Origin of the sequence: Mesorhizobium sp. ES1-1 (genome assembly GCF_020164785.1) — a bacterium.
In the GTDB taxonomy this organism is placed as follows: domain Bacteria; phylum Pseudomonadota; class Alphaproteobacteria; order Rhizobiales; family Rhizobiaceae; genus Mesorhizobium.
This window is the reverse complement of sequence record NZ_JAIUGX010000013.1, coordinates 145,903-172,158: the sequence shown is the minus strand read 5'-3', so window position 1 is coordinate 172,158 and position 26,256 is coordinate 145,903. Positions and strand designations below refer to the sequence as shown.

Here is a 26,256-nt window from a genome sequence, read left to right as displayed (position 1 = left end):
CGGATGCCTGGAGGGCAAAGCCGTCAGCTCCGATAGTCGCCGTTGATGGCGACATATTCCTTGGTGAGGTCGCAGGTCCACACCGTCGCCTTGCCGCGACCGATGCCGATATCGGCGCGGATGCGGATTTCGTCGCGCTTCATATAGGCCGACGTCGCCTCCTCGGAATAGCCGGGGTCGCGCTCGCCCTCATGCGCCAGCCTGTTGTCGCCGAACCAGATCGACAGCCGGTCGCGGTCGGCAGGCTCGCCGGCCTTGCCGACGGCCATGACGACGCGACCCCAATTGGCGTCCTCGCCGGCAACCGCGGTCTTGACCAGCGGCGAATTGGCGATCGACAACGCGATCCGCTTGGCCGACCGCGCCGACTTGGCGCCGGTAACTGTGACCTCGACCTGCTTGCGGGCGCCCTCGCCGTCACGCACCACTTGCAGCGCGAGGGATTTCAGCACCTTGCCGAGCGCCCGGCGAAACGCCCCGAGGCGCGCGTCCCTGGGGTCATCAATCGTCGGCGCACCGCGCCCGGCGGCCTTGCCCGTGGCGAAGATCAGCAATGTGTCGCTGGTTGAAGTGTCGCTGTCGACCGTCACCGCGTTGAAGGTCTTGGCCGTGCCGCGCGACAACAGATCCTGCAGCACGGGCGCTGCGATCGGCGCATCGGTGGCGATGAAGGACAGCATCGTCGCCATGTCCGGTGCGATCATGCCCGCGCCCTTGGCGATGCCGTTGATCGTGACGTCGGTGTCGCCCAGCTTGATGGTTGCGGTCGCCACTTTCGGATAGGTGTCCGTCGTCATGATGGCCTTCGCCGCCTCGGTCCACAGATCCGGCTTGCCATTGCTGACCAGCCCCTTGAGCAGATGAGCGAACTTGCCGGTGTCGAGCGGCTCGCCGATGACACCGGTCGAGGCTAGGAACACCTCTGCGGAAGTGCAGCCGGCCGCCTTGGCCGCCGCTTCACCCGTCAGCCCGGTGGCCTCGCGGCCCTTCCTGCCGGTGAAGGCGTTGGCGTTGCCGGAATTGACGACCAGCACGCGCGCCTTGCCGGCAGCGAGATTCTGCCGGCAGAAATCGACCGGCGCCGACGGGCATTTCGACTTGGTGAACACGCCGGCCACCGTCGTGCCGGCATCGAAGACCATGGCCAGCAGGTCGGTGCGATTCTTGTATTTGATGCCCGCCTCGGCGGTGGCGATGCGCACGCCCTCGATGGAAGGCATCTTGGGGTATTTCTTCGGCGCGAGCGGCGAAATCGTCGTGGACATGGGACCTCGGGCGGCAACAATCGCAAGGGAAGGCCGGTTTGCCTCATACGCCGCGCGTGCGCAAGGGCGTATCGTCGCCCGCGCGGGCGGACCCAGCCGCGATTAAGCTTGCGTTTCAAATCTGTTGGCGTGGCGAGGTCTTATCGCGTTATGATCCCGCTTGATGGGCAGGCTTGGGATCCTCGCATTGGCGTTTATGGGACTGTTGCTGCTGGGCGCGGACGCCCAGCCGCAACGGCGCGTGGCGTTGGTGATCGGCAACGGCACCTATGCCGAAGCCGGCACGCTGGCCAACCCGGTCAATGACGCGCTCGACATTGCCGACAAGCTGCGTTCCATCGGTTTCGAGGTCATCGAAGGCAACGATCTCGGCAAGCGCGAACTCGAGCGCGGCATCGGCGAGTTCTCCGATGCGCTAGAAGGTGCCAGCGTCGGGCTGTTCTACTATGCCGGCCACGGCCTGCAGGTCGACGGTCGCAACTATATCGTTCCGGTCGACGCCAGGCTGGACATGCCGGTGAAGCTGCGGCTCGAAGCCGTGCCGATCGACGAGGTTCTCGACATCATGGAACAGCAGACCACGGTCAGCCTCGTGTTTCTCGACGCCTGCCGCAACAACCCGTTCGCCCGCAGCTTGAGCCGTGCCGCCACCACCCGTTCGGCGACGGCCCTGGCAGGGCTGGCGCAGTTCGATTCGACACGCGGCTCCTTCATCGCTTTCTCGACCGCCCCTGGAGCGGTCGCCATGGATGGAACCGGGCGCAACTCGCCTTTCGCCGCTGCCCTGCTGCGTCACATCGCCGAACCCGGCCAGAGCATCAACGACCTGATGATCGCGGTGCGCCGTGACGTTGTTTCTCAGACACGCGAGGCCCAGCGTCCGTGGGAGCAGGGCTCGCTGCTCGAACGCTTCGAGTTCGTGCCGGACGGCACTCCCGCCCCCTCCAAGGCGGTGACCGCGCCCGAGCCGGTCTCCCGGACCGCGGCGCTCGAACGGTCCGTGGGCGACGACAAGGGAACGATCGAACAATTCCTGCGGCAGGACTATCTGACGCCCGACACCAAGGCGATGACCGAAACCGTCAAGCGGCTTTACGGCCCGTCAGCCACCATCTTCGGCACACGCTACGACGCCGATGCCATCATCAAGCTCAAGACCGACTGGTTCGCGCAATGGGCTTCTTGGTCGTTGGGCCTGGTGCCCGGCAGCCTGGAGATCACCCCTCGTGGCGAGGGCCGTGCCGACGCCGTCTTTGCCATGCGCTATGACTATGTGCCGACCGACAAGGCCGCGGCGCGGCTGACCGGCAAGGCACGTGTGACCCTCGGACTGGTCAAGGCAGGGGAGGATTGGCGCATCGAATCCGAAACCTCGCAGGCGATCCAGTGACATTGTCAGGGGTCAGACCGTCATAAACTTGGATGCGGTGAAACGGGGCGTTTCGTTTCAGTCCGGCCTCGCCTATGATGAGATGGATTGTTTGCGAGGATGACAGAATGGCCGAGGACGCCGATCCGGCGCGCAGATCGATCGGCGCACGCCGCAACCCCGATAGCGCTGGCGCCATTCTCGAAGCCGCAGAGGCGGTCCTGGTCGAAGCCGGCTATTCCGGCTTCTCGATCGAGGCCGTGGCGCGGCGGGCGCGTGCTGGAAAACCGACCATCTACCGCTGGTGGCCAAGCAAGGCGGCATTGCTGCTCGAAGTCTATAAGCGCCAGAAGCGCGTCGACATTCCCGACACCGGACGGCTGGAAGAGGATCTCGTCGGCTTCCTGCAGAACCTGTTCAAGCATTGGCGTGAGACATCGTCGGGCAGCATCTTTCGGTCGCTGATCGCGGAGGCGCAGTCGGACGAGACCGCGTCTGCGGCGCTTGCCGAGTACGCGCTGGGCAGGCCGTCCCATACCGTCCAGATCGTCGAACGTGCCAGGCAAAGGGGCGAGGTCGCGGAGGGAGTGGATTCAGCGCCGGTCGCCGACCTGATCTCCTCCTACGCCTGGAGGCACCTGTTGACCAACCGGCTGGACCAAGACGAGCAGTCGATACGCAAGGCAGTTGGCTATGTGCTGAGAGGCATCGCGGCGCCCGGCAATTAGCCACTCCACGCGCCGGCAAAAAGAAGGGCGCGGCAACCCTTGGCTGCCGCGCCCTTGTCCCGATTGGTCGAGGCTTACTTGGCGCTTTCCAGCGTGTCGACCGCCTTCTTCAAATTCGCATCCGGAATTTCGACCTTGGCGGCCGAACGCAGCGACTTGACCAGCGCGAAATACTTGTCGCGGATGACGGCCTGCTTGGCCTGGTCCTTGACATCCTCGAAGGCCGGCGGCTGCTTCGTACGCTTGTCCTCGAGCTTGATGACGTGCCAGCCGAACTGCGACTGTACCGGCTGCTCGGTGTACTTGCCGACGTCCAGCGCGAAGGCGGCCTTGTCGAACTCGGGCACCATCTGGCCAGGTCCGAACCAGCCGAGATCGCCGCCGCTTGTCTTGCCCGAGGGATCGCTGGTGTGTTCGTTGGCGAGCTTCTGGAAGTCCGCGCCGCCGTCGAGCTGCTTGATGATGGCCTCGGCCTCTTCCTTCGTCTTCACGAGGATGTGACGGGCATGCACCTCATTGGTAGGCGGCGTGTTGGCGATTTCCTGGTCGTAGCGGGCGCGAACCTCGGCGTCGGTGACCTTGTCGACGACGCCCTTCTCCACCATCTCGCCATGCAGAGCGCGCTGCTGCAGGAAGGCCATGCGGCGCTGGAAGTCCGGGTCCTTATCGAGACCCGTGGTGACGGCCTGGGCGGCCATGACGCGGATTTCGATCGCCGCCGAAAGTGCGGCTGCGCGGCGCTGCTCGGGCGGCAGCTGCGCGAATTGCTGCGACAGCTCGCCTTCGGCGAGAACCAGGTCGGCCTCGGTCAGGGGCTGGCCGTTGATCGTGGCGACCACCGCGTTCGGGTCTACCTTCGCTGCGGCAGGCGGAGTCGCCTCGGCCGGCGCGGCCGCGGGGGCGGTTTCCTGCGCAACAACCGGCGAAAGGCAAAAGGCCGACAGGCCGAATGCCAGGCCAAGGCTGGCGAGCGACGCGCGGCGGAACGATAAGGACATGAAGATGACTCCGGTGGAGGATTGTGAGAGCGGGGTGGCTTCCAGATCAGCCAGATTGTGGCGGAATTTGGCGCGACTGGCAGGGCCAGCACGGCGTTGACATCAGTTGAGCCCCCTCTTATCTGTCCAACGACTTTGCGTCCAGAACCGTTTTCCGGGCGCTTTTTGTGTTTGTCCACATTCACGTGGAAGTGATGGGGCCGGCCGGCGCCCATCTCAAGATGAGAATTCTATCGAAAGGACCATTGGATGGTCAGTCTCGGCGGTCTCGCCCGTAAGGTTTTCGGTTCCTCAAACGACCGCCGGGTCAAATCGACACGGCCCCGCGTCGAGGCGATCAATGCCATGGAAAACGAGATGCGGGCGCTGTCCGACGAGGCGCTGGTGGGCCGAACCGCGAAATTTCGCCAGGACATCGCCAACGGCGCCAGCCTGGACGACCTGCTGGTCCCGGCCTTCGCCACCGTCCGCGAAGCCGCGCGCCGCGTGCTCGGCATGCGCCCGTTCGACGTACAGCTCATCGGCGGCATGGTGCTGCACAATGGCGGCATCGCCGAGATGCGCACCGGTGAAGGCAAGACCCTGGTCGCGACGCTGCCCGTCTATCTCAACGCGCTGGCAGGCAAGGGCGTCCACGTCGTCACCGTCAACGACTATCTCGCCACACGCGACTCCGAATGGATGGGTCGCGTCTACAAGTTTCTCGGCCTTTCGGTCGGCGTCATCGTCCACGGCCTGTCGGATGAGGAGCGCGCCGCCGCCTACGCCGCCGACGTCACCTACGCCACCAACAACGAACTCGGCTTCGACTATCTGCGCGACAACATGAAATACGAGCGCGCCCAGATGGTGCAGCGCGGTCACAATTACGCGATCGTCGACGAGGTCGACTCCATCCTGGTCGACGAGGCGCGCACGCCGCTGATCATTTCCGGTCCGCTCGAGGACCGCTCGGAAATGTACAACACCATCGACACCTTCATCATCCAGCTGCAGCCGCAGGACTACGAGATCGACGAGAAGCAGAAGACATCGATCTTCACCGAGGAAGGCACCGAAAAGCTGGAGAACCTGCTGCGCGAGGCCGGCCTGCTGAAGGGGGAATCGCTCTATGATGTCGAGAACGTCGCCATCGTCCATCACGTCAACAACGCGCTGAAGGCGCACCGCCTGTTCCAGAAGGACAAGGACTACATCGTCCGCAACGGCGAGATCGTCATCATCGACGAGTTCACCGGCCGCATGATGCCGGGCCGCCGCTATTCGGAAGGCCTGCACCAGGCGCTGGAAGCCAAGGAGCATGTGGCGATCCAGCCGGAGAACCAGACGCTGGCCTCCGTCACCTTCCAGAATTACTTCCGCCTCTACAAGAAACTGTCCGGCATGACCGGCACGGCGCTGACCGAGGCCGAGGAATTCGCCAACATCTACAATCTCGACGTGACCGAAATCCCGACCAATCTGCCGGTCATCCGCAAGGATGAGGATGACGAGGTCTACCGGACCGTGGAGGAGAAATACAAGGCGATCGTCCGGGAGATCCGCGAAGCCAGCGCCAAGGGCCAGCCGACGCTGGTCGGCACGACGTCGATCGAGAAATCCGAGCAGTTGGCCGAGCGCCTGCGCAAGGAAGGCTTCACCGATTTCGAGGTGCTGAACGCCCGCCACCACGAGCGTGAAGCGGCGATCGTCGCTCAGGCCGGCAAGCCCGGCGCCATCACCATCGCCACCAACATGGCCGGCCGCGGCACCGACATCAAGCTCGGCGGCAACGCCGAGATGCGCATCGAGGAGGAGCTCGGCGACATGCCGGCCGGACCCGAGCGCGAGGCGCGCGAAAAGGAAATCCATGCCGACATCGAGCGCCTGAAGGAAAAAGCGCTGGCGGCCGGCGGCCTCTACGTGCTCGCCACCGAGCGCCATGAATCACGCCGCATCGACAACCAGTTGCGCGGCCGCTCCGGCCGCCAGGGCGATCCCGGCCGCTCGAAATTCTTCCTGTCGCTGCAGGACGATCTGATGCGCATCTTCGGCTCCGAGCGCATGGACGGCATGCTGCAGAAGCTCGGCCTCAAGGAAGACGAGGCGATCATCCATCCCTGGATCAACAAGGCGCTGGAAAAGGCGCAGAAGAAGGTCGAGGCGCGCAACTTCGACATCCGCAAGAATTTGCTGAAATATGACGACGTCTCCAACGACCAGCGCAAGGTGGTTTTCGAGCAGCGCATCGAACTGATGGACGGTGAAGGCCTCTCGGAGACCATCGCCGAGATGCGCGAGGGCGTCATCGACGAGATCGTCGCCAAGGCGATCCCCGAAAACGCCTATGCCGAGCAGTGGAATGTCGCCGGGCTGAAGGCCGACGTCGCCGAGTTCCTCAATCTTGACCTGCCGGTCGAGGATTGGGCCAAGGAAGAGGGCATCGCCGAAGACGATATCCGCGAACGCATCACGCAGGCGGCCGATGCCGCCGCCAAGGAACGCGCCGAGCGCTTCGGCCCCGAAGTGATGACCTATGTCGAACGTTCGGTGGTGCTGCAGTCGCTCGACCATCTCTGGCGCGAGCACATCGTCAACCTCGACCATCTGCGCTCGGTCGTCGGCTTCCGTGGCTACGCCCAGCGCGACCCGCTGCAAGAGTACAAGAGCGAGGCATTCGAGCTGTTCCAGGCGATGCTGGGCAATCTGCGTCAGGCCGTCACCGCGCAGCTGATGCGCGTCGAACTGGTCCGTCAGGCCGCCGAAGCTCCGCCCCCGGAAGCGCCCGACATGTTCGGCACCCATATTGACGGCACCACCGGCGAGAACGATTTCGAGGGCGGCGAGACAGCCCTTCTCGTGCGCCCCGATGCGGCTGCTATCGTCGCTCCCGAGGACCGCGATCCCAACGACCCCAGCACCTGGGGCAAGGTCGGCCGCAACGAAGCCTGCCCCTGCGGCTCCGGCAAGAAGTACAAGCACTGCCACGGCGCGTTCGTCTAAGGGACGGGCCGCCAGGGCGTTTTAACAGGTCGCCAATTTTCAACCGCAGCCGGTTACGGGTCCTGTCAGGCTGGCTGAGGGCCGAGCGCCCTCCCGCCCACGTTTTCTTAAGGTGTCTCCGTTACACCAACCCCTGAAAAAGAGGCGGAAAACGGAGAGTATCGGGTGCGCTTTTCCGCGGCGACGATTGCCGGGCGTTACCTGCCGCAGCGCTTGGCGCTGCGCCTCGGCATCGTCATGCCCATCTCCGTAGCAGCCAAGGGAGCCGCGTAATGGCCGCCGTCCCGTTGCTTGAGGAAACCAGCGGCGGTACCGCCGGCGCCATGGTGTCGGGGCTTGCCGGGCTGGCGCGCGATGCCGACCCGGCCCATATCGAGATCCTCGCCAACAACCGCCCGGAGCGCAAGCTGGCCATCTATCCGGCATCGGCCGGTTTCGACCTGGTCGAGGAACTGGATTATCTGTGCACCCGCACGATCGAACCGAACGTCTTCTTCAATCCGCGCTTCCTGGCGCCTGCAATGCCCCGGCTGGAAGATCGCGAGGTTCAGCTGGCCGTGATCCGCGACGGCAGCGAATACCGCAACCGGCTGCGCCTGCTGGTGCCGTTCTCGGTCGAACGCCCGGTTATGCCGCTCGGCGTGCCGGTCATGCGCACATGGTCAAGTCCCTTCGGACCGCTTGGCACGCCCCTGGTCGACCGCGACGATCCGGTCGGCGTCGTCGAGGACTTCTTCTCCATGCTGTCGCGGCCGCACCTCAAGCTGCCGAGAGTGTTCGTCCTGCCCGACATAAGGCTCGACGGTCCGGCTGCCAGCCTGTTCGCCACCGTGGCCGAGACGCGCGGCCTGACGCTGGTCACCACCGGGCAAACCCTGCGCCCGGCGCTGGAGAGCGGGCTCGACGGCGACGATTATTTGAAGGCCTCGCTGCGCTCGCACCATTATCGCGAGTTCCGCCGCCTGAAGCGGCGCCTTGCGGATCTCGGCGCGCTTGAGCATGTCGTGGCCCGCGGTCAAGACGAGATCCGCCATGCGATCGAGAGTTTCCTGACGCTGGAAGCAGCGGGCTGGAAAGGACGCGAGCGCACGGCCATGGCGATCGACCGCTACCGCGCCGCCTTCGCCCGCGAGGCCGTGCACCGGCTGGCCGAACAGGACATGTGCCGCATCCATTCGCTGACGCTCGACGGCCGCACCATAGCCTGCCTGATCGTCTTCGTCGAAAGCGGCGTCGCCTACACCTGGAAGACCGCCTATGACGAGACGCTGTCGGCCTATTCGCCCGGCACGCTGCTGATGATCGAAGTGACCAAGCAGCACCTGGACGATCCCAACATCATGATAACCGATTCCTGCGCGGTGCCCGACCATCCGGTGATGAGCCGGCTGTGGAGCGAGCGCAAGCCGATGGGAACCCTCGTCATCGGCCTGCAGCCGGATGCCGACCGTCTCACCCGCCAGGCCGCGTCGCAGCTGCATCTCTACCGCGAGACCCGCAACATGGCCCGCCTGCTTCGCGACCGCATGAAGAGCTTGCTTAAGAGGCGGTAGCGCACCTAAGACTGCTCGCGGCCATTCTATCCTTGCCGAAACTTCTGCGAGCGCGGGTGCTCGATGACCGGCAATCGGCGTTTGAGGCCTGACTGATAGTCGACGGAGTTCGGTAGGCGGGATTTCAGTGCCAGTGGCGCGAGAAAGACCGTGGTGCCCCTAGCCGGGATCGAACCAGCACTCCTTGCGGAACTCGATTTTGAGTCGAGCGCGTCTACCAATTCCGCCATAGGGGCCCGGGCCGGGTGGCCTGGATGGCGCGGGACTATACGGTCGGAGGCCGGTTCGTCAACTGGCCATTTTCTCAGCCCCGCGACCAAACCTCACCTTTTCCAATTCGTGCGGCGCTGCCATTGTGCGGCCCGGAAAATGTTTCTAGACAGGCGGCGCATCAAGGGGCTTGGGCGGGCGGTCGGACCGACGGCACGCCGGGGTCTGCGTTTTCGCCGTCGGCCGGACACGGCGCGCTTTGGCGACATGCGTGAGGAGTGCCTATGCTTCGCGGACTCTATGACTGGACGCTGTCGCTGGCGGCGCGCAAATCCGCCGAATGGTGGCTGGCCTTCATCGCGTTCGTCGAAAGCTCCGTCTTCCTTGTGCCGGCCGACGTGCTCTATCTGCCGATGGCGCTGTCGCGGCCCGATCGCGCCTATCGCTACGCGCTGATCGCCACCGTGGCCTCGGTGCTCGGCGGCATCGCCGGATGGTTCATCGGCCACTACGCCTATGATGCCGTGGCGAGGCCGATCCTGCAATTCTACGGCAAGTATGACGAGTTCGAACATTTGCGGACCACGGCCGGCGTCGGCATCGAGCTTATCGTCCTGATGCTGATCACATCGGGCGCCGCGCATCTGCCGCCGATCAAGGTCGTGACGATCCTGTCGGGTGCCCTTGGCGTCAATCTGCTGCTGTTCATCGTGCTGGCGATCGTCGCGCGCGGGGGGCGTTTCCTGCTGCTGGCCTGGCTGCTGCGCCGCTATGGCGAGCCGATCCGCGAGTTCATCGAGAGGCGCCTTGGCCTGATCGCCGGCGCCGCAGCACTCGCCCTGATTTTGCTCTATATCCTCATCAAATACGCGCTCTAATCCAAGGCCAGGGTGCCTCCGCAGGAGGCAGCGGGCAGGCAGCGAGTTAACAGGCGGAAGACCAATGACTGCGACCATGAATGCCGACACCGGACGACAGCGGACGCGCACAGCCTTGTTTCTTGCTGTCGCCATGGCCGCGACCGTCGGTTCCGCGCTCGCCTTCCAGTATATAGGCGGCTACATTCCTTGCCACCTCTGCCTGGAACAGCGCACCCCCTATTATGTCGGCGTACCGCTGATGGTGCTGGCGGTGGTCGCATCGGCTCTGGGTGCGCCCTCCTGGCTGTCGCGCGGCCTGCTGGCGCTCGGCGGCCTGCTGATGCTCTACGGCCTCTATCTCGGCGTCTACCACTCCGGCGTCGAATGGCAGTGGTGGGCCGGCCCGACCGACTGCACCGCGGGCGCCGGCCCGGTCGACACCGGCGGGAAGGGCGTGCTCGACGCGCTCGATAAATACGTGCCGCCCTCCTGCGACAAGGCCGCGCTGCGCATCCTCGGCCTGTCGCTGGCCGGCTGGAACGCCATTGCCAGCCTCATCCTCGCCGCCGTCGCCTTCCGCGGCGCGCTGTCGCGGGACTGAGCCGGCACCAAAGCGTCGGCGCGCGAGATCGTTTACAGAATTCGGCAGGATGAGTCGTATGAAGTGAGCGTCGAGAACCGGAGCGGAGCGTACTTACAGTACGTGAGCACCGGAAGCGCAGACGCTTGCTTCAGACGGACAGCCTCCCGAATTCTCGAACGATCTCAAGGCTCCAGCTCGACATCCCAGTACAGATAATCCATCCAGCTCTCATGCAGATGGTTCGGCGGGAACAGGCGACCATTGTTGTGCAGGTCGTGCACCGTCGGCTGGTAGGGTTTCTGCAGCGGCCACATCTTGGCGTGCGCCGGCATCATGCCGCCCTTCCTGAGGTTGCAGGGCGAACAGGCGGCGACGACATTTTCCCATGTCGTGGCGCCGCCGCGATGGCGGGGGATGACGTGGTCGAAGGTCAGATCCTCGGGCGTGCCGCAATATTGGCACTGGAAGCGGTCCCGCAGGAAGACGTTGAACCGGGTGAAGGCCGGGTGCCGCGACGGCTTCACATAGGCCTTCAGGCTGACGACGCTGGGCAGCCGCATCGAGAAGGTCGGCGACGACACCGCGTGCTCGTATTCGGCGACGATGTTCACCCGGTCGAGGAACACCGCCTTGATGGCATCCTGCCAGGACCAGAGCGAAAGGGGATAGTAGCTGAGCGGACGGTAGTCCGCATTCAGCACCAGTGCTGGAAGCCCATCCGGAGATACGGCAACCGTCACGTGTTCACCTCCTTGGTTCAAGACCCGAACGGCGCGGATACTGTAAGCCCGACATGACAGGGATGTGAAGCGGATTGTCATGTCGTCGAAGCCTCAAAAACACATGATTCCTATGCCTTTTTGAAGTTTCAGGCGGGTGGCGTGGCATCCCTGCCCCGCGTTTCGCGATAATAGGACCAGAAAAGCCGCGACGCGACACCGCGCCACGGGCTCCATGATTCGGCCAAGGCAATCAGCGTTTTCTCCGGCGGACGCGGATCGATGCCGAGCGCGTGACCCACCGCGCTTTGCAAGGCGACGTCCCTTGCGGGAAAGATATCGGCATGCCCGGCTGCGAACAGAAGGTAGACTTGCGCCGTCCACGGGCCGACCCCGGGTACCGCCGTCATGGTCGCGATGGCCTCGTCGGCATCAAGCGAGCAGAGATGGTGGAGGTCGAGACCCTCGGCCACCGCTTCGGCAACCGCGATCAGTCCGCGCTGCTTCGGCCGCGACAGGCCCGCCTCGCGGAACATGTCCTCGCCGGCGGCAAGGATCGCTTGCGGCGTTAGCGGATCGACCAGTCTGGTCAGCCGGCCGAAGATCGCATCGGCGCTGGCGCGGGACACTTGCTGCGAGACGATGATGGAGGCGAGACTCTTGAAGCCGGGCTCGGAAAGCCGAAGCGGTACGTTGCCGGCCATGCCGCGCACCTTTTCCAGGCGCGGGTCGATCACGCAGAGCGCATCCAGCCCTCGCGCGATGTCGTCCAGTGTCGCGATGCGCCGCATGATATCCTTGTCTGCCGATGTACGGCAAACTAGCAACCGCCAGAACCGCAGCACAACCCGATCGCCGTTCAAGACATGACGCTCCTGACATTCCGCTTCGCGCCCAGCCCCAATGGCGAGCTGCATCTGGGCCACGCCTATTCGGCGCTCCTCAATCAGCGACTTGCCAAGCGCAGCCGCGGCCGCCTGCTGCTGCGCATCGAGGATATCGACACGGTGCGCTGCACGCCGCAATTCGAGGCCGCCATGCTTGCCGACTTGAAATGGCTGGGGTTCGAATGGGAAAAGCCGGTGCGCCGCCAGTCCGAGCATTTCGGCGAATACGCGTCGATGCTTGACCGGCTGATCCGCGAGGACCTCGTCTATCCTGCCTTTATGAGCCGAGGGGAGATCCGCGCCTACATCGCCGAAAGCGAACGGCGCGGGCGAGACTGGCCGCGCGACCCGGACGGGGTGCCACTCTATCCACCGGTCGACAAGGCGCTGCCGGTGCACGAACGCAAGCGGCGGATCGCCGAAAAGGCGACCTTTGCCTGGCGGCTGGATGTCGGCGCCGCCGTGGCGCGGCTCGGCAAGGAACTCTCGTGGGCGGAATTCACCGACGAGACGCTATCCGACACCAGCTCCGTCGAAGCCCGCCCTTTGGACTGGGGCGACGTGATCGTGGCGCGCCGCGACATTCCGACCAGCTATCACCTCGCCGTCGTCGTCGATGATGCGTTGCAGGGCGTCAGCCATGTCGTGCGCGGCCAGGACCTGTTTTCCGCTACCGGCGTGCAGCGTATGTTGCAGGAATTGCTCGGCCTGCCGCAACCTGCCTATTTCCATCATCGGCTCATTCTCGGCCCGGACGGCCGAAAACTCTCCAAAAGCTTCGGTGACACCGGCCTTGGCGCTCTGCGCGCAACAGGCGCTTCACCCAATGACGTCAGGCGGATGGTCGGTCTCTGAGGCCAGTTCCGTTAAACGCTGCATTCGACGTCCTTTGAATTCTCGTGAACCGTGGTTCAACGGTTTCGTTTTGCGCGCTCTCCTGAACGGGACTAGAGCATCGCCACGATCAACTCTCCCCGGCGCGGCGGCTTTCTGAAAATGCACGGCATCAAGCGGTTCATCCCCGCCACCTTCGTCGTCCTGTGGGCAACCGGCTTCATCGGCGCGCGCTACGCCATGCCATGGGTCGAGCCGTTCACATTCCTCGCCGCCCGTTTCGTGCTGGCCGCGATCCTGCTGGCGCTGCTGATGCTGGTGCTGGGCTCGAAACGGGCCACGCGCGAAGAAGCCCTGCATGCGGCCGGCGCGGGCGTCCTGATGCATGGCGTCTATCTGGGCGCCGTCTTCTGGGCCATCCATCGCGGCATGCCGGCCGGATTCTCGGCCCTGATCGTCGGCCTCCAGCCGCTGATCACGGCAGTGCTTGCAGGCAAGCTCCTCGGCGAGGCGATCTTGCCGCGCCATTGGCTCGGCCTTGGCATCGGCCTCATCGGCATCGTCACCGTGCTGTGGCCGAAGCTCGGCGCGCTCGGCGGTGGCGTGACGACGGCGACATTGGCGGCGTCCCTGATTTCTGTGCTGGGCATGAGCGCCGGCACGATCTGGCAAAAGCGCTTCGCCTCCGGCGGCGACCTCGTGGCGGCGACCATGTGGCAATATGTCGGCGGGGCGGCGCTGATGATGCTCGCCGCCCTCGCCTTCGAGACGCACGCGGTCGTCATCAACGGCGAACTGATCTTCGCCACCGCCTGGCTGGTTTTGGTGCTGTCGCTCGGCGCCATCTTCCTGCTGATGGTGATGATCCGCGACGGCGAGATGTCGAAGGTCGCCTCGCTTTTCTACCTGGTGCCGGCGGTGACCGCTGTCATCGCCTGGGCCCTGTTCAACGAGCAGCTCAACGCGTTGCAGATTGTCGGCATGGCGATCACGACTTTCGGCGTTGGCCTGGCGACGGCTCGGCCGGGCAGAGGAATTGAGGAATTGAGGAATTGAGGAATTGAGGAATTGAGGAATTGAGGAATTGAGGAATTGAGGAATTGAGGAATTGCTGCCCTCTCGGGCGCCCGTCTGCAACTCTTCAACTCTTCAATTCTTCACTTCTGCTATTCCTCAATTCTGCACCCCTCACCCCACACGGGCGCGCGCCTCCAGATAGCGGCTGATCGCGGCATTGAGCTCACCGCCCAGGATAAAGATCGCCGACAGCATGTAGAGGAAAACCACGGCGATCATGATCGAGGCGAGGCCGGCATAGGTCGTCACGTAAGACGAGAAATGGTCGAGATAGACGGCAAAGACCGTCGAGCCTATGAGCCAGGCCACCAGCGTGAAAATGATACCCGGCACGATGGAAACGAAGCGCCTTTTGCCGGCCGGTAGCCAGATGTGCACGGCGAACAATCCGCTGATGATGACCGCGGAAGCGATGACGTATCGCCAGAGCGTGATCGTGCCCATATAGGGCTGGATGCCTTCGATACGGGCTTCGGCCAGGCGTGCCAGCAGCGGCGCGAACACCAGAAGCACGCTGATCGCCAGGAAACCGGCCGTCGCGATCAGCACGAACAGGATGCTCTGCACCCGTCGGTAGATGATGCCGCGCGTTTCCGAGACGCGATAGGCCCGGTTGAGCGACGTGCGCAGCGCCTCGATGCCGTTCGACGCGAAATAGGCAGCCAGCAGCACGCCATAGGTCAGAAGGTCGGTGCGCCGGACAGTCAGCACATTGAGCACTTCGCGCGCGATCGGCTTGGCGATCTGTTCGGGCCAGGTGTCGAAGACCAGGTGAACGGCGGTGTCGGCGAACGCCTGCGCGCCAAGGAAGCTCGCCAGAGTGGTGGCAAAGATCAGGAACGGGAAGAGCGCCATCAGCGAGGTAATAGCCAGATGGCTGGCCATCGCCCAGCCGTCGTCGGTGTTGAAATGGCCGAGCGCGTCGTAGAGAACGCGCTTGAGGGCTACGATCTTCCGCATTGAGAACCGCGTCCCTCCAATTGTCTGCACGCCGCGAATATGGGAAGGGATTGCGGCAAATGGCAACCCTTGGCGAAACCACGATAAGTCCGGCCCCAGAGTTGCGCGCGATCATCGTCACCGGTGCATCTTCCGGAATAGGCGCCCATTGCGCCCGCGCGTTGAAGGCGGACGGTTGGCGGGTATTCGCCACGGCACGCAAGCCGGAAGACCTCGCCACCCTCGAGGCCGATGGCATCGAGGCCTTCTACATGGACTACACCGAGCCGGCGTCCATCGCCGCACTTTTGGGCGCCGTGCTCGACCGCACCGGCGGTCGGCTCGACGCCCTGTTCAACAATGGCGCCTACGCCCAGGCCGGCGCGGTCGAGGATCTGGCGGTCGAGGTGCTGAAAGACCAGTTCGAAGCCAACTTTTTTGGCTGGCACGACCTCACCAGCCGCGTCGTGCCCGTCATGCGGCGCCAGGGCCATGGTCGAATCGTACATTGCTCCTCGATCCTCGGCCTGGTGCCGGTGCCCTTTCGCGGCGCCTATGCGGCCTCCAAATACGCGCTTGAGGCCTTGATGCTCTGCCAGCGCCAGGAACTGGCCGGCAGCGGTGTCCATGTTTCGCTGATCGAGCCGGGCCCCGTGCGCTCGCGGCTGCCGATCAACGGCCTGCCATGGTTCCTCCGGAACATAGACCACCAGAAGTCCGTGCACCGCGCCGCCTACGAGGCGCAGATGGAAAGGTTGCGCGCCGGCGGCAGCCGCTCGCGGCTGAAGCCGGGGCCGGAAGTGGTTCACAAGGTTCTTCGCCATGCACTTCTGTCGCGGAGCCCGCGCCCGCACTATGTGGTAACGGTGCCGGCCAAGATCGGCGTGGCGCTCAAACGCATCCTGCCGGCGTCGATGCTCTATCGCCTGATGGCCAAACGCGCCTGACCGCGAAAAACAATTGGAAACGCACAATGGCTACCGTCTTCAACATTCTGGGCATTCTTGTCATGGTCGCCGTGGCGATTGTGCTGATCAGAGGCCTGATCAACATGATGCGCGGCGGCTCCAGCGTCACGTCAAACAAGCTGATGCAGGCACGCGTCATGTTGCAAGCCGTGGCGCTGGCGCTGATTCTGCTGGCGGTGTATTTCACCCGCAAGTGACGATACCGCAGCGGGAGACGATGTGGTCAAGCTCAACAAGATCTACACCCGCACCGGCGACGACGGTACCACCGGCCTTGGCACCGGCGAACGGCGCCTGAAATCCGACATTCGGGTGGAGGCCTACGGCACGGTCGACGAAGCCAATGCCTGTATCGGCATGGCGCGGGTCCACACAGTCTCGTCCCATCCGGCGATAGACGCCATGCTTGGCCGCATCCAGAACGATCTGTTCGACCTCGGCGCCGACCTTGCGGTGCCCGACGACGGCAAGCCCCTCGGCTACGAGCCCTTGCGGATCACGGCCACGCAGACGGACCGCGTCGAAAACGATATCGATCTCCTCAACAAGGACCTCGAGCCGCTGCGCTCCTTCGTCCTGAACGGCGGCACGCCGGCCGCGGCGGCCCTGCATCTTGCCCGCACGGTAGCGCGGCGAGCCGAACGGTTGATGGTGGCGCTCGCCCAGGACCAGCGCGAACACGTCAACCGCGACGGGCTCAAATACATCAACCGCGTCTCGGATTTCCTCTTTGTCGCCGCCCGGTCGGTCAATGACAATGGGAATGCCGACGTGCTATGGATTCCGGGCAAGAACCGCTGAACTGTTCGAAAGGCGCGAGGGCACAGGGACGATGTTCATCCCGCTTTACGACACTAACAGGCTGCGTCATATCCGGTATCAATACGTGACGATCGGCCTGATCGCGGTCAATGCCGTAGTCTACCTGATCACATCGCTAGGCGGCGAGACGTTCAACAATGCCGCCGTGCTTGGGCTTGGCTTCATCCCCTCGGTCGTTCACGACACCGCCGAACTGGATCCCCGCTTCATCGTCATCCCCGAGAAGCTGAGCTACCTCACCTATTCCTTCCTGCACAACGACATCCTGCACCTTGGCGGCAACATGCTGTTCCTGTGGGTGTTCGGCGACAACGTAGAGGATGCGCTCGGGCACATCCGCTTCCTCGTCTTCTACCTCTTGTGCGCCGTCGCAGGAGCCGTCTTCCAAGGGCTCATCGCCTGGGACTCGCAGGTGCCGCTTATCGGCGCTTCCGGGGCCATTGCGGGCGTCGTGGTCGCCTACCTGATCCTCTACCCGAGGGTAAAAGTCTGGGTGCTGGCCTTTGCCCGTATTCCGCTTCGCATCCCCGCCTTCATCCCGCTTCTCCTGTGGGTGCTTTTCCAGGTGGTGATGTTCGCGCGCGGCGGCGAGGACCAGATTTCCTGGGCCTGCCATATTGGCGGGATCATTGCCGGCATCGTCCTGGTGCTGGTCCTGCGCCGTCGCGGCGTGCCGCTGTTTGCCGGCGCCGACGAGGATGCCGCGGTCGCAGTTCCTGCCCAGCAACCCGTTGTAACGGCGGAACCGCCCACGCTTACGCAACGCTGGGGACGCGGCGGCGCTTCCGCTCCCGACTGAACCGATTTGAATGCCAGCCACCATGTTTCGGCATATTGACGTGCGGTGCCGCCGCAACTACGGAGACGTCTCCGTTGCGGCCCAAGGCGGTCAAAGACCAGAATTTCCATCCGGAATGTCGGCTTTCGACAACTCGGAGTGAGCGCGGGCTGTTATAGCGCGCCCAATTGTCTCTAGAGAGGTGACAGGCAGATGAAGATCCTTGTGCCCGTGAAGCGGGTTGTGGATGCGAATGTGAAGGTTCGCGTGAAGGCCGACGGTTCGGCCGTGGAACTCGCCAACGTCAAGATGGCGATGAACCCATTTTGCGAGATCGCGGTGGAAGAGGCGATCCGGCTCAAGGAAGCCGGCAAGGCCGACGAGATCATCGTCGTGTCGATCGGCCCGCAGCAGTCGCAGGAAACCCTGCGGACCGCACTGGCCATGGGCGCCGATCGGGCCATCCTGGTGAAGACCGACGAACAGACCGAGCCGCTCGGCGTCGCCAAGGTACTGAAGGGCGTCGTCGACGCCGAACAGCCCGGCCTCGTCATCCTCGGCAAGCAGGCGATCGACGACGACTCGAACCAGACCGGCCAGATGCTGGCGGCGCTGCTCGGCTGGGCGCAGGGCACTTTCGCCTCCAAGATCGTGCTCGACGGCGACAAGGCCAAGGTCACGCGCGAAGTCGATGGCGGCCTGCAGACCGTTGAACTGAAGATGCCAGCGATCGTCACCGCCGACCTTCGCCTCAACCAGCCGCGCTACGCCTCGCTGCCCAACATCATGAAGGCCAAGAAGAAGCAGCTCGACGAAAAGAGCCCGGCCGACTACGGCGCCGACGTCAAGCCGCGGCTCAAGGTGATCAAGACAGAGGAGCCGAGCGGCCGCAAGGCGGGCGTCAAGGTCAAGAGCGTCGCCGAGCTCGTCGACAAGCTCAGGAACGAAGCCGGCGTTTTGTAAGCGGTCGGGAAAGGAACAGACAAATGGCAATTCTTCTCATCGCTGAACACGACAACGCCACCCTCTCCGAACAGACCGCCAAAGCCCTTTCGGCGGCCCTGCAGATCGGTTCGGACGTGCATGTGCTGGTGGCCGGCAAGGGCGCCAGAGGCGCGGCGGACGCCGCCGCCAAGCTCAAGGGCGTCGGCAAGGTGCTGCTGGCCGAGGCTGACGAACTTGCCGAGCGTCTCGCCGAGCCGACGGCGGCACTCGTCGTTTCGCTGGCAGGCGCCTATGACACGATCATCGCGCCGGCCACCTCGTCGGGCAAGAACGTCGCGCCGCGCGTCGCCGCCCTGCTCGATGTCGCGCAGTTGTCCGAGATCATCGAAGTGGTGTCGCCCGATACGTTCAAGCGGCCCATCTATGCCGGCAATGCCATCCAGACGGTGCAGTCCACGGACGCCAAGAAAGTCATCACAGTGCGCACCGCTTCCTTCCAGGCAGCGCCCGAAGGCGGTTCCGCCGCGGTGGAGACGATCCAGGCAACCGCCAATCCCGGCCTCTCCACCTTTGTCGAAAACAGGCTGTCGGAAACCGACCGCCCGGAACTGACCTCGGCCCGGATCATCATCTCGGGCGGCCGGGCGCTCGGCTCCTCGGAGAAGTTCCAGGAGGTCATCCTGCCGGTCGCCGACAAGCTGGGTGCCGCGGTCGGCGCCTCGCGCGCCGCTGTCGACGCCGGCTATGCACCGAACGATTGGCAGGTCGGCCAGACCGGCAAGGTCGTCGCACCCGACCTTTACATTGCGGTCGGCATCTCCGGCGCCATCCAGCACCTTGCCGGCATGAAGGATTCGAAAGTCATCGTCGCCATCAACAAGGACGAGGAGGCACCGATCTTCCAGGTCGCGGACTACGGCCTTGTCGGCGATCTTTTCGCGCTCCTGCCCGAACTGCAAAAGGCGCTTTGACGCTTCCAGCCAAAGCGTATTAATAGTGAAGGGTGGGGTAGACGAAGTCTCCCCGCCCTTTTAGTTTGCACCGCACAAAAAGCAGGCTGCAAAGGCCTTTTGACGGGATCGGTGTAATGAGCAAGATCGAGACGATCGGCATCATCGGCGCAGGCCAGATGGGCGGGGGCATCGCCCATGTGTCCGCGCTCGCGGGCTACAAGGTGCTTATCTACGACATATCGGCCGACCGCATCGAGAAGGGCATCGCCACCATCAGCGGCAACATGGCCCGACAGGTGGGGGCCGGCAAACTCGAAGAAAAGCTGCGCAACGAGGCGATGGCGCGCATCGGTTCGGCGCCGGCCATGGCCGACCTCGCCGCGGCCGATCTGGTGATCGAGGCGGCCACCGAGGACGAGACCGTCAAGCGCAAGATTTACGCCCAGCTCTGTCCGCAGCTCAATCCCGAAGCCATACTGGCGACCAACACCTCGTCGATCTCGATAACCCGGCTCGCGGCGCAGACCGACCGGCCCGAGCGCTTCATTGGCATACATTTCATGAACCCAGTGCCGCTGATGAAGCTGGTCGAACTCGTGCGCGGCATCGCCACGGAGGATCAGACCTTCGAGGCGGCCAAGGCCTATGTGAAGCAGCTCGACAAGACGATTACGGTTTCGGAGGATTTTCCGGCCTTCATCGTCAACCGCATCCTGCTGCCGATGATCAACGAGGCGATCTATACGCTCTACGAGGGTGTCGGCTCTGTCGACGCCATAGACACCGCCATGCGCCTCGGCGCCAACCATCCGATGGGCCCGCTGCAACTTGCGGACTTCATCGGCCTGGACACCTGCTTGTCGATCATGCAGGTGCTGCATGACGGTCTGTCGGACTCCAAATACCGACCCTGCCCGCTGCTGGTGAAATATGTCGAGGCCGGCTGGCTCGGCCGCAAGACCGGGCGCGGTTTCTATGACTATCGCGGCGAGCATCCCGTCCCGACGCGCTAGAGCAGTAATTGCTCTAGTCTCCGAGCGTCACCGATATTCCGCGGTTCAGGGAATTCATGGCCATCGATATCTCGCTCGTTCGGCGGATTAGGTCGGTGCAATCCGAACCGTCCGCCGCCTGAACCCTGACGTGCAACATTGCGTCGGTGGCGATGATCGGGTCGCCTTGTAACGTCACCTCTACGGAGATGCTGATCTCCTTGATCTTCAGGTCTCTCTCAGCGGCGACGTATCGCAGGTCATTGGCGAAGCATCCGCCGATCGTGAGGCCCAGCAGTTCGGCGCCATTGAACCCCAGTCCAAGGCCGCCTGCTTTGCCCATGGCTCGATCGATGACGAGCGTGTGGCTCCCCGCCCAGCCCATGGCGGCTTGCGTGCCCTCCACGTTCCTGATCTCGATCGCTACAGTCTGCATCTCGCACTCCCCGCATGCCGGACCAACGCTCCAGCATCTCATCAAGGGTAGATGAACTGCAATACCGGTCCCTTGCTGTAGCAAGCACGGCATTGTGGCGCGGCACGCCGACTACCAGCGCACCAGGAACCGTCCGCCGAGCGCTCCCATCAAGGCCAGAGCCGTAATCGCAACCGTGTACCAGGCAGCGACGAACAGCGGCGAGTCGTCGAAGCAGTGGGCGGCGTAGAAGGTCGCAGCAAGCCCGCCGGCAAGCAGGCCCGCGACCGCGCCGGCAAGCACCGGCCGTGTCGGAGCGCCATAGCACAGGATCGCCAGGAAGATCGCAAGCGGGCCGATGCCGATCAGCGGGATGAGGCCCATGCAGATCATCATGTTGTGGCCGATGAGGCGCGCCCCCCACTCGGTCTGCGGCACCGCGAACAGTTCCAGCACCACGGCGGCGCCGACCAGCAGCGGAGCCACGACCAGGCCCGCCATCGCCCGCCCTGTCACGGCACCAGGGGTCGACAGGGCACGGATCAGGGTGAAAGCGCTGACCGCGAGCACGATTGTGAAGACGAATTTGGAGAGGAAGCGCAATGTATGCGCGGCAGCCATGAAATCGGGCCGCGGCCCGATGGTCAGCAGGAATACGACCGCCGCAACCACGGTGGCGGCTCCGGCGGCGAGCCACCAGGCCGACTGCAGCGGCATCGCCTTGTCTCGCGCATCGGCATCAAGCGCCTTGATGAGATCGTCCGTCCTCATGTCATTCCCGCCCGAACCGCGCCTGACCGAATCGCTTGGCTATCGCGGCAAGGCCTCGATGCAGCGACACGCGCACCGCGGTCTCGCTGATACCGAACTTCGCTGCCGTCTCGCCGATTGAGCGGCCTTCCACCGATATGGCCGAAACCACCGAACGCTGCGCCGGCGACAGGCCGCCCAATGCCCGGTTGATGTCGCGTTCGCTGACGGTCTCGGGCTCCGGCTCTGCCAGCGTCTCAGCCAAGTCGTCGACATCGATCTCGATACGCCGACCGCGCCGCCGGAAAGCGTCGATGAGCTTGAAGCGGGCGATCGCATAGATCCACGGCAACACCGGCGCGTCCTGGCGCCAGGTGTGACGTTTCATATGAATGGCCAGCAAAGTTTCCTGCACGACATCCTCGGGATCGACTCCGCCTTGCACGATCTTGCGCCTGACGAAACCACGAACCAACGCGGCAATACGGTGCAGCAAGTCGGCGTAAGCCCTTTCATCTCCTGCGATCGCGGCCCGCATGAGCCGGGAAAGCTCGGCCTCGTCCTTGCCGGTCACAAGAGTTCTCCCCCAAAATTCGCGCCTCGGCAGCAATTTGTTACGTGTCGGACGAAATAAAGTCCAAGGCAAACTACCGGCGCATCACGAAACTGTGCGGCTAAGCGTCCAGCCAAAATCGGCAAGAAAATGTTGACTAAGCCATTCAGGTATCGATAGGTGCCGGCGTACTACCCAGGATACCGATAGCGAGGACAGTGCCATGAAATTCACGCTTCTCCCCCTTGCCGGCGCCGCCGTGCTGGCCATAGGCCTGATGGCCGCCCCGGCGCTAGCGCAAGACGATGGCATCATTGTCTACAACGCTCAGCACGAAAACCTGACCAAGGCGTGGGCCGAGGGCTTCACCAAGGAGACGGGCATCAAGGTCACCGTGCGTAATGGCGGAGACAGCGACTTCTCCAACCAGATCGTGGCTGAAGGTTCATCCTCGCCGGCCGACGTATTCCTTACCGAGAATTCGCCGGCCATGGTCCTGGTCGAGAGTGCCGGCCTTTTTGCTCCGGTCGACGCGGACACGCTGGCGCAGGTGCCGCAGGATTTCCAGCCTGCCAGCGGAAAATGGGTGGGCGTCGCCGCGCGCAGCACGGTCTTTGCCTACAACAAGACCAAGCTCGGCGCCGACAAGCTGCCCAAGTCGCTGCTTGACCTGGCCGATCCGAGCTGGAAAGGCCGCTGGGCCGCGTCGCCATCCGGGGCCGATTTCCAGGCCATCGTCAGCGCCCTGCTGCAGCTGAAGGGCGAAGCCGCCACGGCGGATTGGCTGAAGGCGATGAAAGAGAATTTCACCGCCTATAAGGGCAACGGGACGGTCATGAAGGCGGTTAACGCCGGCGAGATCGAAGGCGGCGTGATCTATCACTATTACTATTTCGGCGATCAGGCCAAGACCGGCGAGAACAGCAAGAATGTCGGCCTGCACTATTTCAAGAACCAGGACCCCGGCGCCTTCGTTTCCGTTTCCGGCGGCGGCGTGCTGGCATCGAGCAAGCATCCCAAAGAGGCCCAGGCCTTCCTGAAATGGGTCACCGGCAAGGGCGGCCAGGAGGTGCTGAGGACCGGCACTTCATTCGAGTACGCGGTCGGCAAGGGTGCAGCGTCCAATCCGAAGCTGGTGCCGCTGGCCGATCTGCAGGCGCCAAAGGTCGACGCCACGACCCTCAATTCCAAGAAGGTCACCGACCTGATGACGGCCGCCGGCTTGCTTTAGTTGACATTCTCCCTAAAAGGACAGCCACCACGCTCCCGCGGGAATCCACGTTCCGCGGGAGTGATTTGTTTTCGAAATGGCATTCGTCGATGACGGCACGCTGTGTTCCCGGCCGCGCACGCGGTCTTTCAATCGCCGTAGCCGCACGGCAACGGCGCGATGTCTGAACCGATGCCGTCCGCGGTCGATCTCGCGCGCTCGATCCTGCCTGCCGGCGCGGGCCGCAGGTCGCGGCAACGCGCGGCTCCGTGGATTGTCTTAGCGGCCCTCTTGGTTTCGTTGGTGGCCCTAGTGCCGCTTGCCTTCATCATCTGGATCGCGGTGCAGACCGGCTGGGAAACGGTCTCAGCACTTGTCTTTCGGCCGCGTGTTGGCGAACTCCTGGTCAACACAGTCCTGCTGGTGCTGATCGCCGTGCCGATCACCATTGTACTGTCTGTGGCGCTGGCATGGCTGACTGAACGCAGCGACCTGCCTGGCGCAAGGGTCTGGGCCTGGCTGTGCGTGGCGCCGCTCGCCATCCCTGCCTTCGTCCACAGCTACGCCTGGATCACCATGGTGCCGGGGCTGCACGGCCTAGGGGCAGGCGTCCTGGTTTCCGTCATCGCCTATTTCCCCTTCCTCTATCTGCCGGTGTCGGCAGCGTTGCGCCGTCTCGATCCGGCGCTCGAGGACGCAGCCGCCGCGCTAGGCCTCGGCCCAGGCCGGGTCTTCGCGCGTGTCGTGCTGCCGCAATTGCGGCTCGCCATCTGTGGCGGCTCGCTGCTGGTCGGACTGCACCTGCTTGCCGAATACGGGCTTTATGTCTTCATCCGCTTCGACACCTTCACCACGGCGATCGTCGACCAGTTCCAGTCGACTTTCAATGGGCCGGCCGCCAACATGCTGGCCGGCGTCCTGGTCAGTTGCTGTCTGGTGCTGCTCGGTCTCGAAGTGCTGTTGCGTGGCGAGGAACGCTATGCGCGCGTCGGCTCGGGCGCGGCGCGACACCAACAACGCTCGCGCCTCGGACATGCCACCCTTCCTTGTCTGCTCCTGCTCGCCGCCACCGCGCTGCTGTCGCTTGGCGTACCGTTCGTCACTATTGGCCGCTGGCTTGCCGCCGGTGGCTCAGGGGTCTGGCGCCTCGACGAGATCGGCCTGGCGCTCGGCCAGACCCTGTTCCTGGCGGCCGCCGGCGCGTTGCTGGCCACGGTGGCCGCCATGCCGATGGCGTGGATCTCGATCCGTGCGCCTGGACCGCTGCAGCGTCTGCTGGAAGGCTGCAACTACATTGTGGGTTCGCTGCCAGGCGTCGTCATCGCGCTGGCGCTGGTCACCATCACGGTCCGCGTCGCCCTGCCGCTCTACCAGACCTTGTTCACAATCCTTGTGGCCTATGCGCTGATGTTCCTGCCGCGCGCCCTGGTCAGCCTGCGGGCCTCGATCGCCCAGGCCCCGGTCGAACTCGAACGCGCGGCCTCCAGCCTCGGCCGGCCGCCGCTCAAGGCGCTGTGGTCGACGACGATCCGCCTGTCGGCGCCGGGTGCGGCCGCCGGCATGGCGCTGGTGGCGCTCGGCATCATGAATGAACTGACCGCTACCCAAATGCTGGCACCCAACGGCACCCGCACCCTTGCGATGGCATTCTGGTCCTATAGCGGCGAGATCGATTACGCCTCGGCCGCGCCCTATGCTCTCATCATGGTGGCGATGTCGATGCCCTTGACCTGGCTGCTCTACGTCCAGTCGAAACGGATGGCCGGACGATGAGCATCCTCGAACTCAAGGGCCTCTACAAGCGCTATGGTCCGGTGGCAGCAGTGGCCGGCCTCGACCTGAGCGTCGCCAGCGGCAGCCGCACCGCGATCGTCGGGCCGTCCGGTTGCGGCAAGACAACACTGCTGCGCCTCATTGCCGGCTTTGAGATCCCCGACCAGGGCCGCATCACCCTCGGTAGCGAGGTGCTGGCCGGAGACGCTGCCGCGGTGCCGGCCTATCGCCGCGGCATCGGCGTGGTGGCACAGGATGGCGCACTGTTCCCGCATCTGACGATCGGCGACAATATCGGCTTCGGCATGGGCGGCGGCGATGAGAGGCGCGCCGAGCGCATCGTCGAACTCGCCTATATCGTCGGCCTCGACAAGGTGGTCCTCAAACGCCGGCCCCACGAACTCTCCGGCGGCCAGCAGCAGCGCGTGGCGCTCGCCCGAGCCATGGCGATGAAGCCCAGGCTGATGCTTCTCGACGAGCCGTTCTCCGCCCTGGACACCGCGCTGCGCGCCTCGATGCGCAAGGCCGTGGCCGAACTTCTGGAGGAGGCCGGCATCACCACAATCCTGGTGACGCATGATCAGGCAGAGGCGCTCTCCTTTGCCAGCCAGGTGGCGGTGATGCGCGACGGCAAATTCTCTCAGGTCGGCTCGCCGCGCGACCTCTATCTCAGACCCAAGGACCGGATGATCGCCGAGTTCCTCGGCGACGCCATCATCCTGCCGGCCAAGATAGCGGACGGTTTCGCCAACTCACCGCTTGGTCGCGTCGCCGTCGACACGAGGGAGCGGCGCGATGTCGCCCGCATCATGTTGCGGCCTGAACAGATCGGGCTGAAGCGAACATCGCGCGAAGGCATGTCGGGCACACCGGACATGCCGTTCGGCGAGGTGACGGAATCGGAGTTCGCCGGCTCCATGTGCACGATCGCGGTGCGGCTCCTGAACAATGCCGACCCGCCCGATGCCGCTGCGATCGGCAACACGCCGCTGATCCTGCGCAAGCCTGGCATGGACGCGCCGGCGGTCGGCGAGATCGTGCGGCTGACCGTATCGGGCAAGGCGCATGTTTTTGCCTGAAGCGGCCTTCGGCG

At 64.2% G+C, this 26,256-nt stretch carries 26 protein-coding genes and 1 tRNA gene; 18 read left to right on the top strand and 9 right to left on the bottom strand.

What is annotated here, in order from left to right; all coding sequences use genetic code 11:
• Positions 1-23: 23 nt before the first annotated feature.
• Entirely contained in the window at positions 24-1,265 is a 1,242-nt protein-coding gene (argJ, locus tag LB513_RS21710) for a bifunctional glutamate N-acetyltransferase/amino-acid acetyltransferase ArgJ (RefSeq protein WP_224665570.1), read from the bottom strand.
• Between the two features lie 163 nt (positions 1,266-1,428).
• Here argJ and LB513_RS21705 point away from each other — a divergent pair, with 163 nt between their 5' ends.
• Positions 1,429-2,655, top strand: a complete 1,227-nt coding sequence (locus tag LB513_RS21705) for a caspase domain-containing protein (protein WP_224665569.1) — start codon at positions 1,429-1,431, stop codon at positions 2,653-2,655.
• Between the two features lie 107 nt (positions 2,656-2,762).
• Positions 2,763-3,362, top strand: a complete 600-nt coding sequence (locus tag LB513_RS21700; RefSeq protein ID WP_224665568.1) for a TetR/AcrR family transcriptional regulator — start codon at positions 2,763-2,765, stop codon at positions 3,360-3,362.
• A gap of 74 nt (positions 3,363-3,436) precedes the next feature.
• Here the strand turns inward: LB513_RS21700 and LB513_RS21695 are convergent, their stop codons facing one another.
• Positions 3,437-4,360 carry a peptidylprolyl isomerase gene (locus tag LB513_RS21695; protein WP_224665567.1) on the bottom strand — a complete coding sequence of 308 codons (924 nt, stop codon included), beginning with the start codon at positions 4,358-4,360 and terminating at the stop codon, positions 3,437-3,439.
• 249 nt (positions 4,361-4,609) lie between these two features.
• Between LB513_RS21695 and secA the strand changes: the two genes are divergently transcribed.
• Both secA and LB513_RS21685 read left to right on the top strand, forming a co-directional pair.
• The gene (secA, locus tag LB513_RS21690; protein ID WP_224665566.1) at positions 4,610-7,342 is read left to right on the top strand and encodes a preprotein translocase subunit SecA; all 2,733 of its coding nucleotides are present in this window, start codon (positions 4,610-4,612) and stop codon (positions 7,340-7,342) included.
• Between the two features lie 272 nt (positions 7,343-7,614).
• On the top strand, positions 7,615-8,895 hold the full coding sequence (locus tag LB513_RS21685; RefSeq protein ID WP_224665565.1) for a GNAT family N-acetyltransferase: 1,281 nt from the start codon (positions 7,615-7,617) through the stop codon (positions 8,893-8,895).
• Positions 8,896-9,046: 151 nt separating this feature from the next.
• Here LB513_RS21685 and LB513_RS21680 read toward each other — a convergent pair.
• A tRNA-Leu gene (locus tag LB513_RS21680) sits at positions 9,047-9,131 on the bottom strand.
• A 258-nt stretch (positions 9,132-9,389) separates the two neighbouring features.
• On the opposite strand from LB513_RS21680, the gene LB513_RS21675 reads away from it, so the two are divergent.
• Positions 9,390-9,983, top strand: coding sequence for a YqaA family protein (locus LB513_RS21675; protein WP_224665564.1), 594 nt, complete (start codon positions 9,390-9,392; stop codon positions 9,981-9,983).
• A gap of 64 nt (positions 9,984-10,047) precedes the next feature.
• Positions 10,048-10,566, top strand: coding sequence for a disulfide bond formation protein B (locus LB513_RS21670; RefSeq protein ID WP_224665563.1), 519 nt, complete (start codon positions 10,048-10,050; stop codon positions 10,564-10,566).
• A 164-nt stretch (positions 10,567-10,730) separates the two neighbouring features.
• Here LB513_RS21670 and LB513_RS21665 read toward each other — a convergent pair whose 3' ends face one another.
• On the bottom strand, positions 10,731-11,288 hold the full coding sequence (locus tag LB513_RS21665; RefSeq protein WP_113192368.1) for an HNH endonuclease: 558 nt from the start codon (positions 11,286-11,288) through the stop codon (positions 10,731-10,733).
• Positions 11,289-11,416: 128 nt separating this feature from the next.
• Complete coding sequence (locus LB513_RS21660; protein WP_224665562.1) at positions 11,417-12,058, bottom strand: DNA-3-methyladenine glycosylase family protein; 642 nt, start codon at positions 12,056-12,058, stop codon at positions 11,417-11,419.
• Positions 12,059-12,133: 75 nt separating this feature from the next.
• On the opposite strand from LB513_RS21660, the gene gluQRS reads away from it, so the two are divergent.
• Entirely contained in the window at positions 12,134-13,009 is an 876-nt protein-coding gene (gene gluQRS, locus LB513_RS21655; RefSeq protein ID WP_224665561.1) for a tRNA glutamyl-Q(34) synthetase GluQRS, read from the top strand.
• A 141-nt stretch (positions 13,010-13,150) separates the two neighbouring features.
• A complete protein-coding gene (locus LB513_RS21650; protein WP_224665560.1) occupies positions 13,151-14,044 on the top strand; it encodes a DMT family transporter in 894 nt (297 codons plus the stop codon).
• A 132-nt stretch (positions 14,045-14,176) separates the two neighbouring features.
• On the opposite strand, the gene LB513_RS21645 is transcribed toward LB513_RS21650, so the two are convergent.
• Positions 14,177-15,025 carry a YihY/virulence factor BrkB family protein gene (locus LB513_RS21645; RefSeq protein WP_224665559.1) on the bottom strand — a complete coding sequence of 283 codons (849 nt, stop codon included), beginning with the start codon at positions 15,023-15,025 and terminating at the stop codon, positions 14,177-14,179.
• A gap of 59 nt (positions 15,026-15,084) precedes the next feature.
• Here LB513_RS21645 and LB513_RS21640 point away from each other — a divergent pair, with 59 nt between their 5' ends.
• From LB513_RS21640 to LB513_RS21610, 7 genes are all read left to right on the top strand, one after another.
• Complete coding sequence (locus tag LB513_RS21640) at positions 15,085-15,951, top strand: SDR family oxidoreductase (RefSeq protein WP_224665558.1); 867 nt, start codon at positions 15,085-15,087, stop codon at positions 15,949-15,951.
• Positions 15,952-15,977: 26 nt separating this feature from the next.
• On the top strand, positions 15,978-16,169 hold the full coding sequence (locus LB513_RS21635) for a twin transmembrane helix small protein (protein WP_224665557.1): 192 nt from the start codon (positions 15,978-15,980) through the stop codon (positions 16,167-16,169).
• A 22-nt stretch (positions 16,170-16,191) separates the two neighbouring features.
• Complete coding sequence (locus tag LB513_RS21630; protein ID WP_224665556.1) at positions 16,192-16,773, top strand: cob(I)yrinic acid a,c-diamide adenosyltransferase; 582 nt, start codon at positions 16,192-16,194, stop codon at positions 16,771-16,773.
• A gap of 31 nt (positions 16,774-16,804) precedes the next feature.
• On the top strand, positions 16,805-17,593 hold the full coding sequence (locus LB513_RS21625; RefSeq protein ID WP_224665555.1) for a rhomboid family intramembrane serine protease: 789 nt from the start codon (positions 16,805-16,807) through the stop codon (positions 17,591-17,593).
• Between the two features lie 192 nt (positions 17,594-17,785).
• Positions 17,786-18,535 (top strand): electron transfer flavoprotein subunit beta/FixA family protein, encoded by a 750-nt coding sequence (locus LB513_RS21620; RefSeq protein ID WP_224665554.1) that lies wholly within the window; start codon positions 17,786-17,788, stop codon positions 18,533-18,535.
• Between the two features lie 23 nt (positions 18,536-18,558).
• The gene (locus LB513_RS21615) at positions 18,559-19,488 is read left to right on the top strand and encodes an electron transfer flavoprotein subunit alpha/FixB family protein (protein ID WP_224665553.1); all 930 of its coding nucleotides are present in this window, start codon (positions 18,559-18,561) and stop codon (positions 19,486-19,488) included.
• 116 nt (positions 19,489-19,604) lie between these two features.
• Entirely contained in the window at positions 19,605-20,483 is an 879-nt protein-coding gene (locus tag LB513_RS21610; RefSeq protein ID WP_224665552.1) for a 3-hydroxybutyryl-CoA dehydrogenase, read from the top strand.
• 13 nt (positions 20,484-20,496) lie between these two features.
• Here LB513_RS21610 and LB513_RS21605 read toward each other — a convergent pair whose 3' ends face one another.
• The 3 genes from LB513_RS21605 to LB513_RS21595 all read right to left on the bottom strand — a co-directional run bounded on the left by LB513_RS21605 (position 20,497) and on the right by LB513_RS21595 (position 22,201).
• On the bottom strand, positions 20,497-20,898 hold the full coding sequence (locus tag LB513_RS21605; protein WP_224665551.1) for an OsmC family protein: 402 nt from the start codon (positions 20,896-20,898) through the stop codon (positions 20,497-20,499).
• A gap of 111 nt (positions 20,899-21,009) precedes the next feature.
• On the bottom strand, positions 21,010-21,648 hold the full coding sequence (locus tag LB513_RS21600; protein WP_224665550.1) for an NrsF family protein: 639 nt from the start codon (positions 21,646-21,648) through the stop codon (positions 21,010-21,012).
• A 1-nt stretch (position 21,649) separates the two neighbouring features.
• A complete protein-coding gene (locus LB513_RS21595; RefSeq protein WP_224665549.1) occupies positions 21,650-22,201 on the bottom strand; it encodes a sigma-70 family RNA polymerase sigma factor in 552 nt (183 codons plus the stop codon).
• Between the two features lie 202 nt (positions 22,202-22,403).
• Between LB513_RS21595 and LB513_RS21590 the strand changes: the two genes are divergently transcribed.
• The 3 genes from LB513_RS21590 (at position 22,404) to LB513_RS21580 (ending at position 26,242) form a co-directional block, all read left to right on the top strand.
• Positions 22,404-23,411, top strand: a complete 1,008-nt coding sequence (locus LB513_RS21590) for an iron ABC transporter substrate-binding protein (RefSeq protein WP_224665548.1) — start codon at positions 22,404-22,406, stop codon at positions 23,409-23,411.
• 171 nt (positions 23,412-23,582) lie between these two features.
• On the top strand, positions 23,583-25,163 hold the full coding sequence (locus tag LB513_RS21585) for an ABC transporter permease (RefSeq protein ID WP_224665602.1): 1,581 nt from the start codon (positions 23,583-23,585) through the stop codon (positions 25,161-25,163).
• Complete coding sequence (locus LB513_RS21580; RefSeq protein ID WP_224665547.1) at positions 25,160-26,242, top strand: ABC transporter ATP-binding protein; 1,083 nt, start codon at positions 25,160-25,162, stop codon at positions 26,240-26,242. The genes LB513_RS21585 and LB513_RS21580 overlap by 4 nt, the downstream gene beginning before the upstream one ends.
• Positions 26,243-26,256 lie beyond the last annotated feature (14 nt).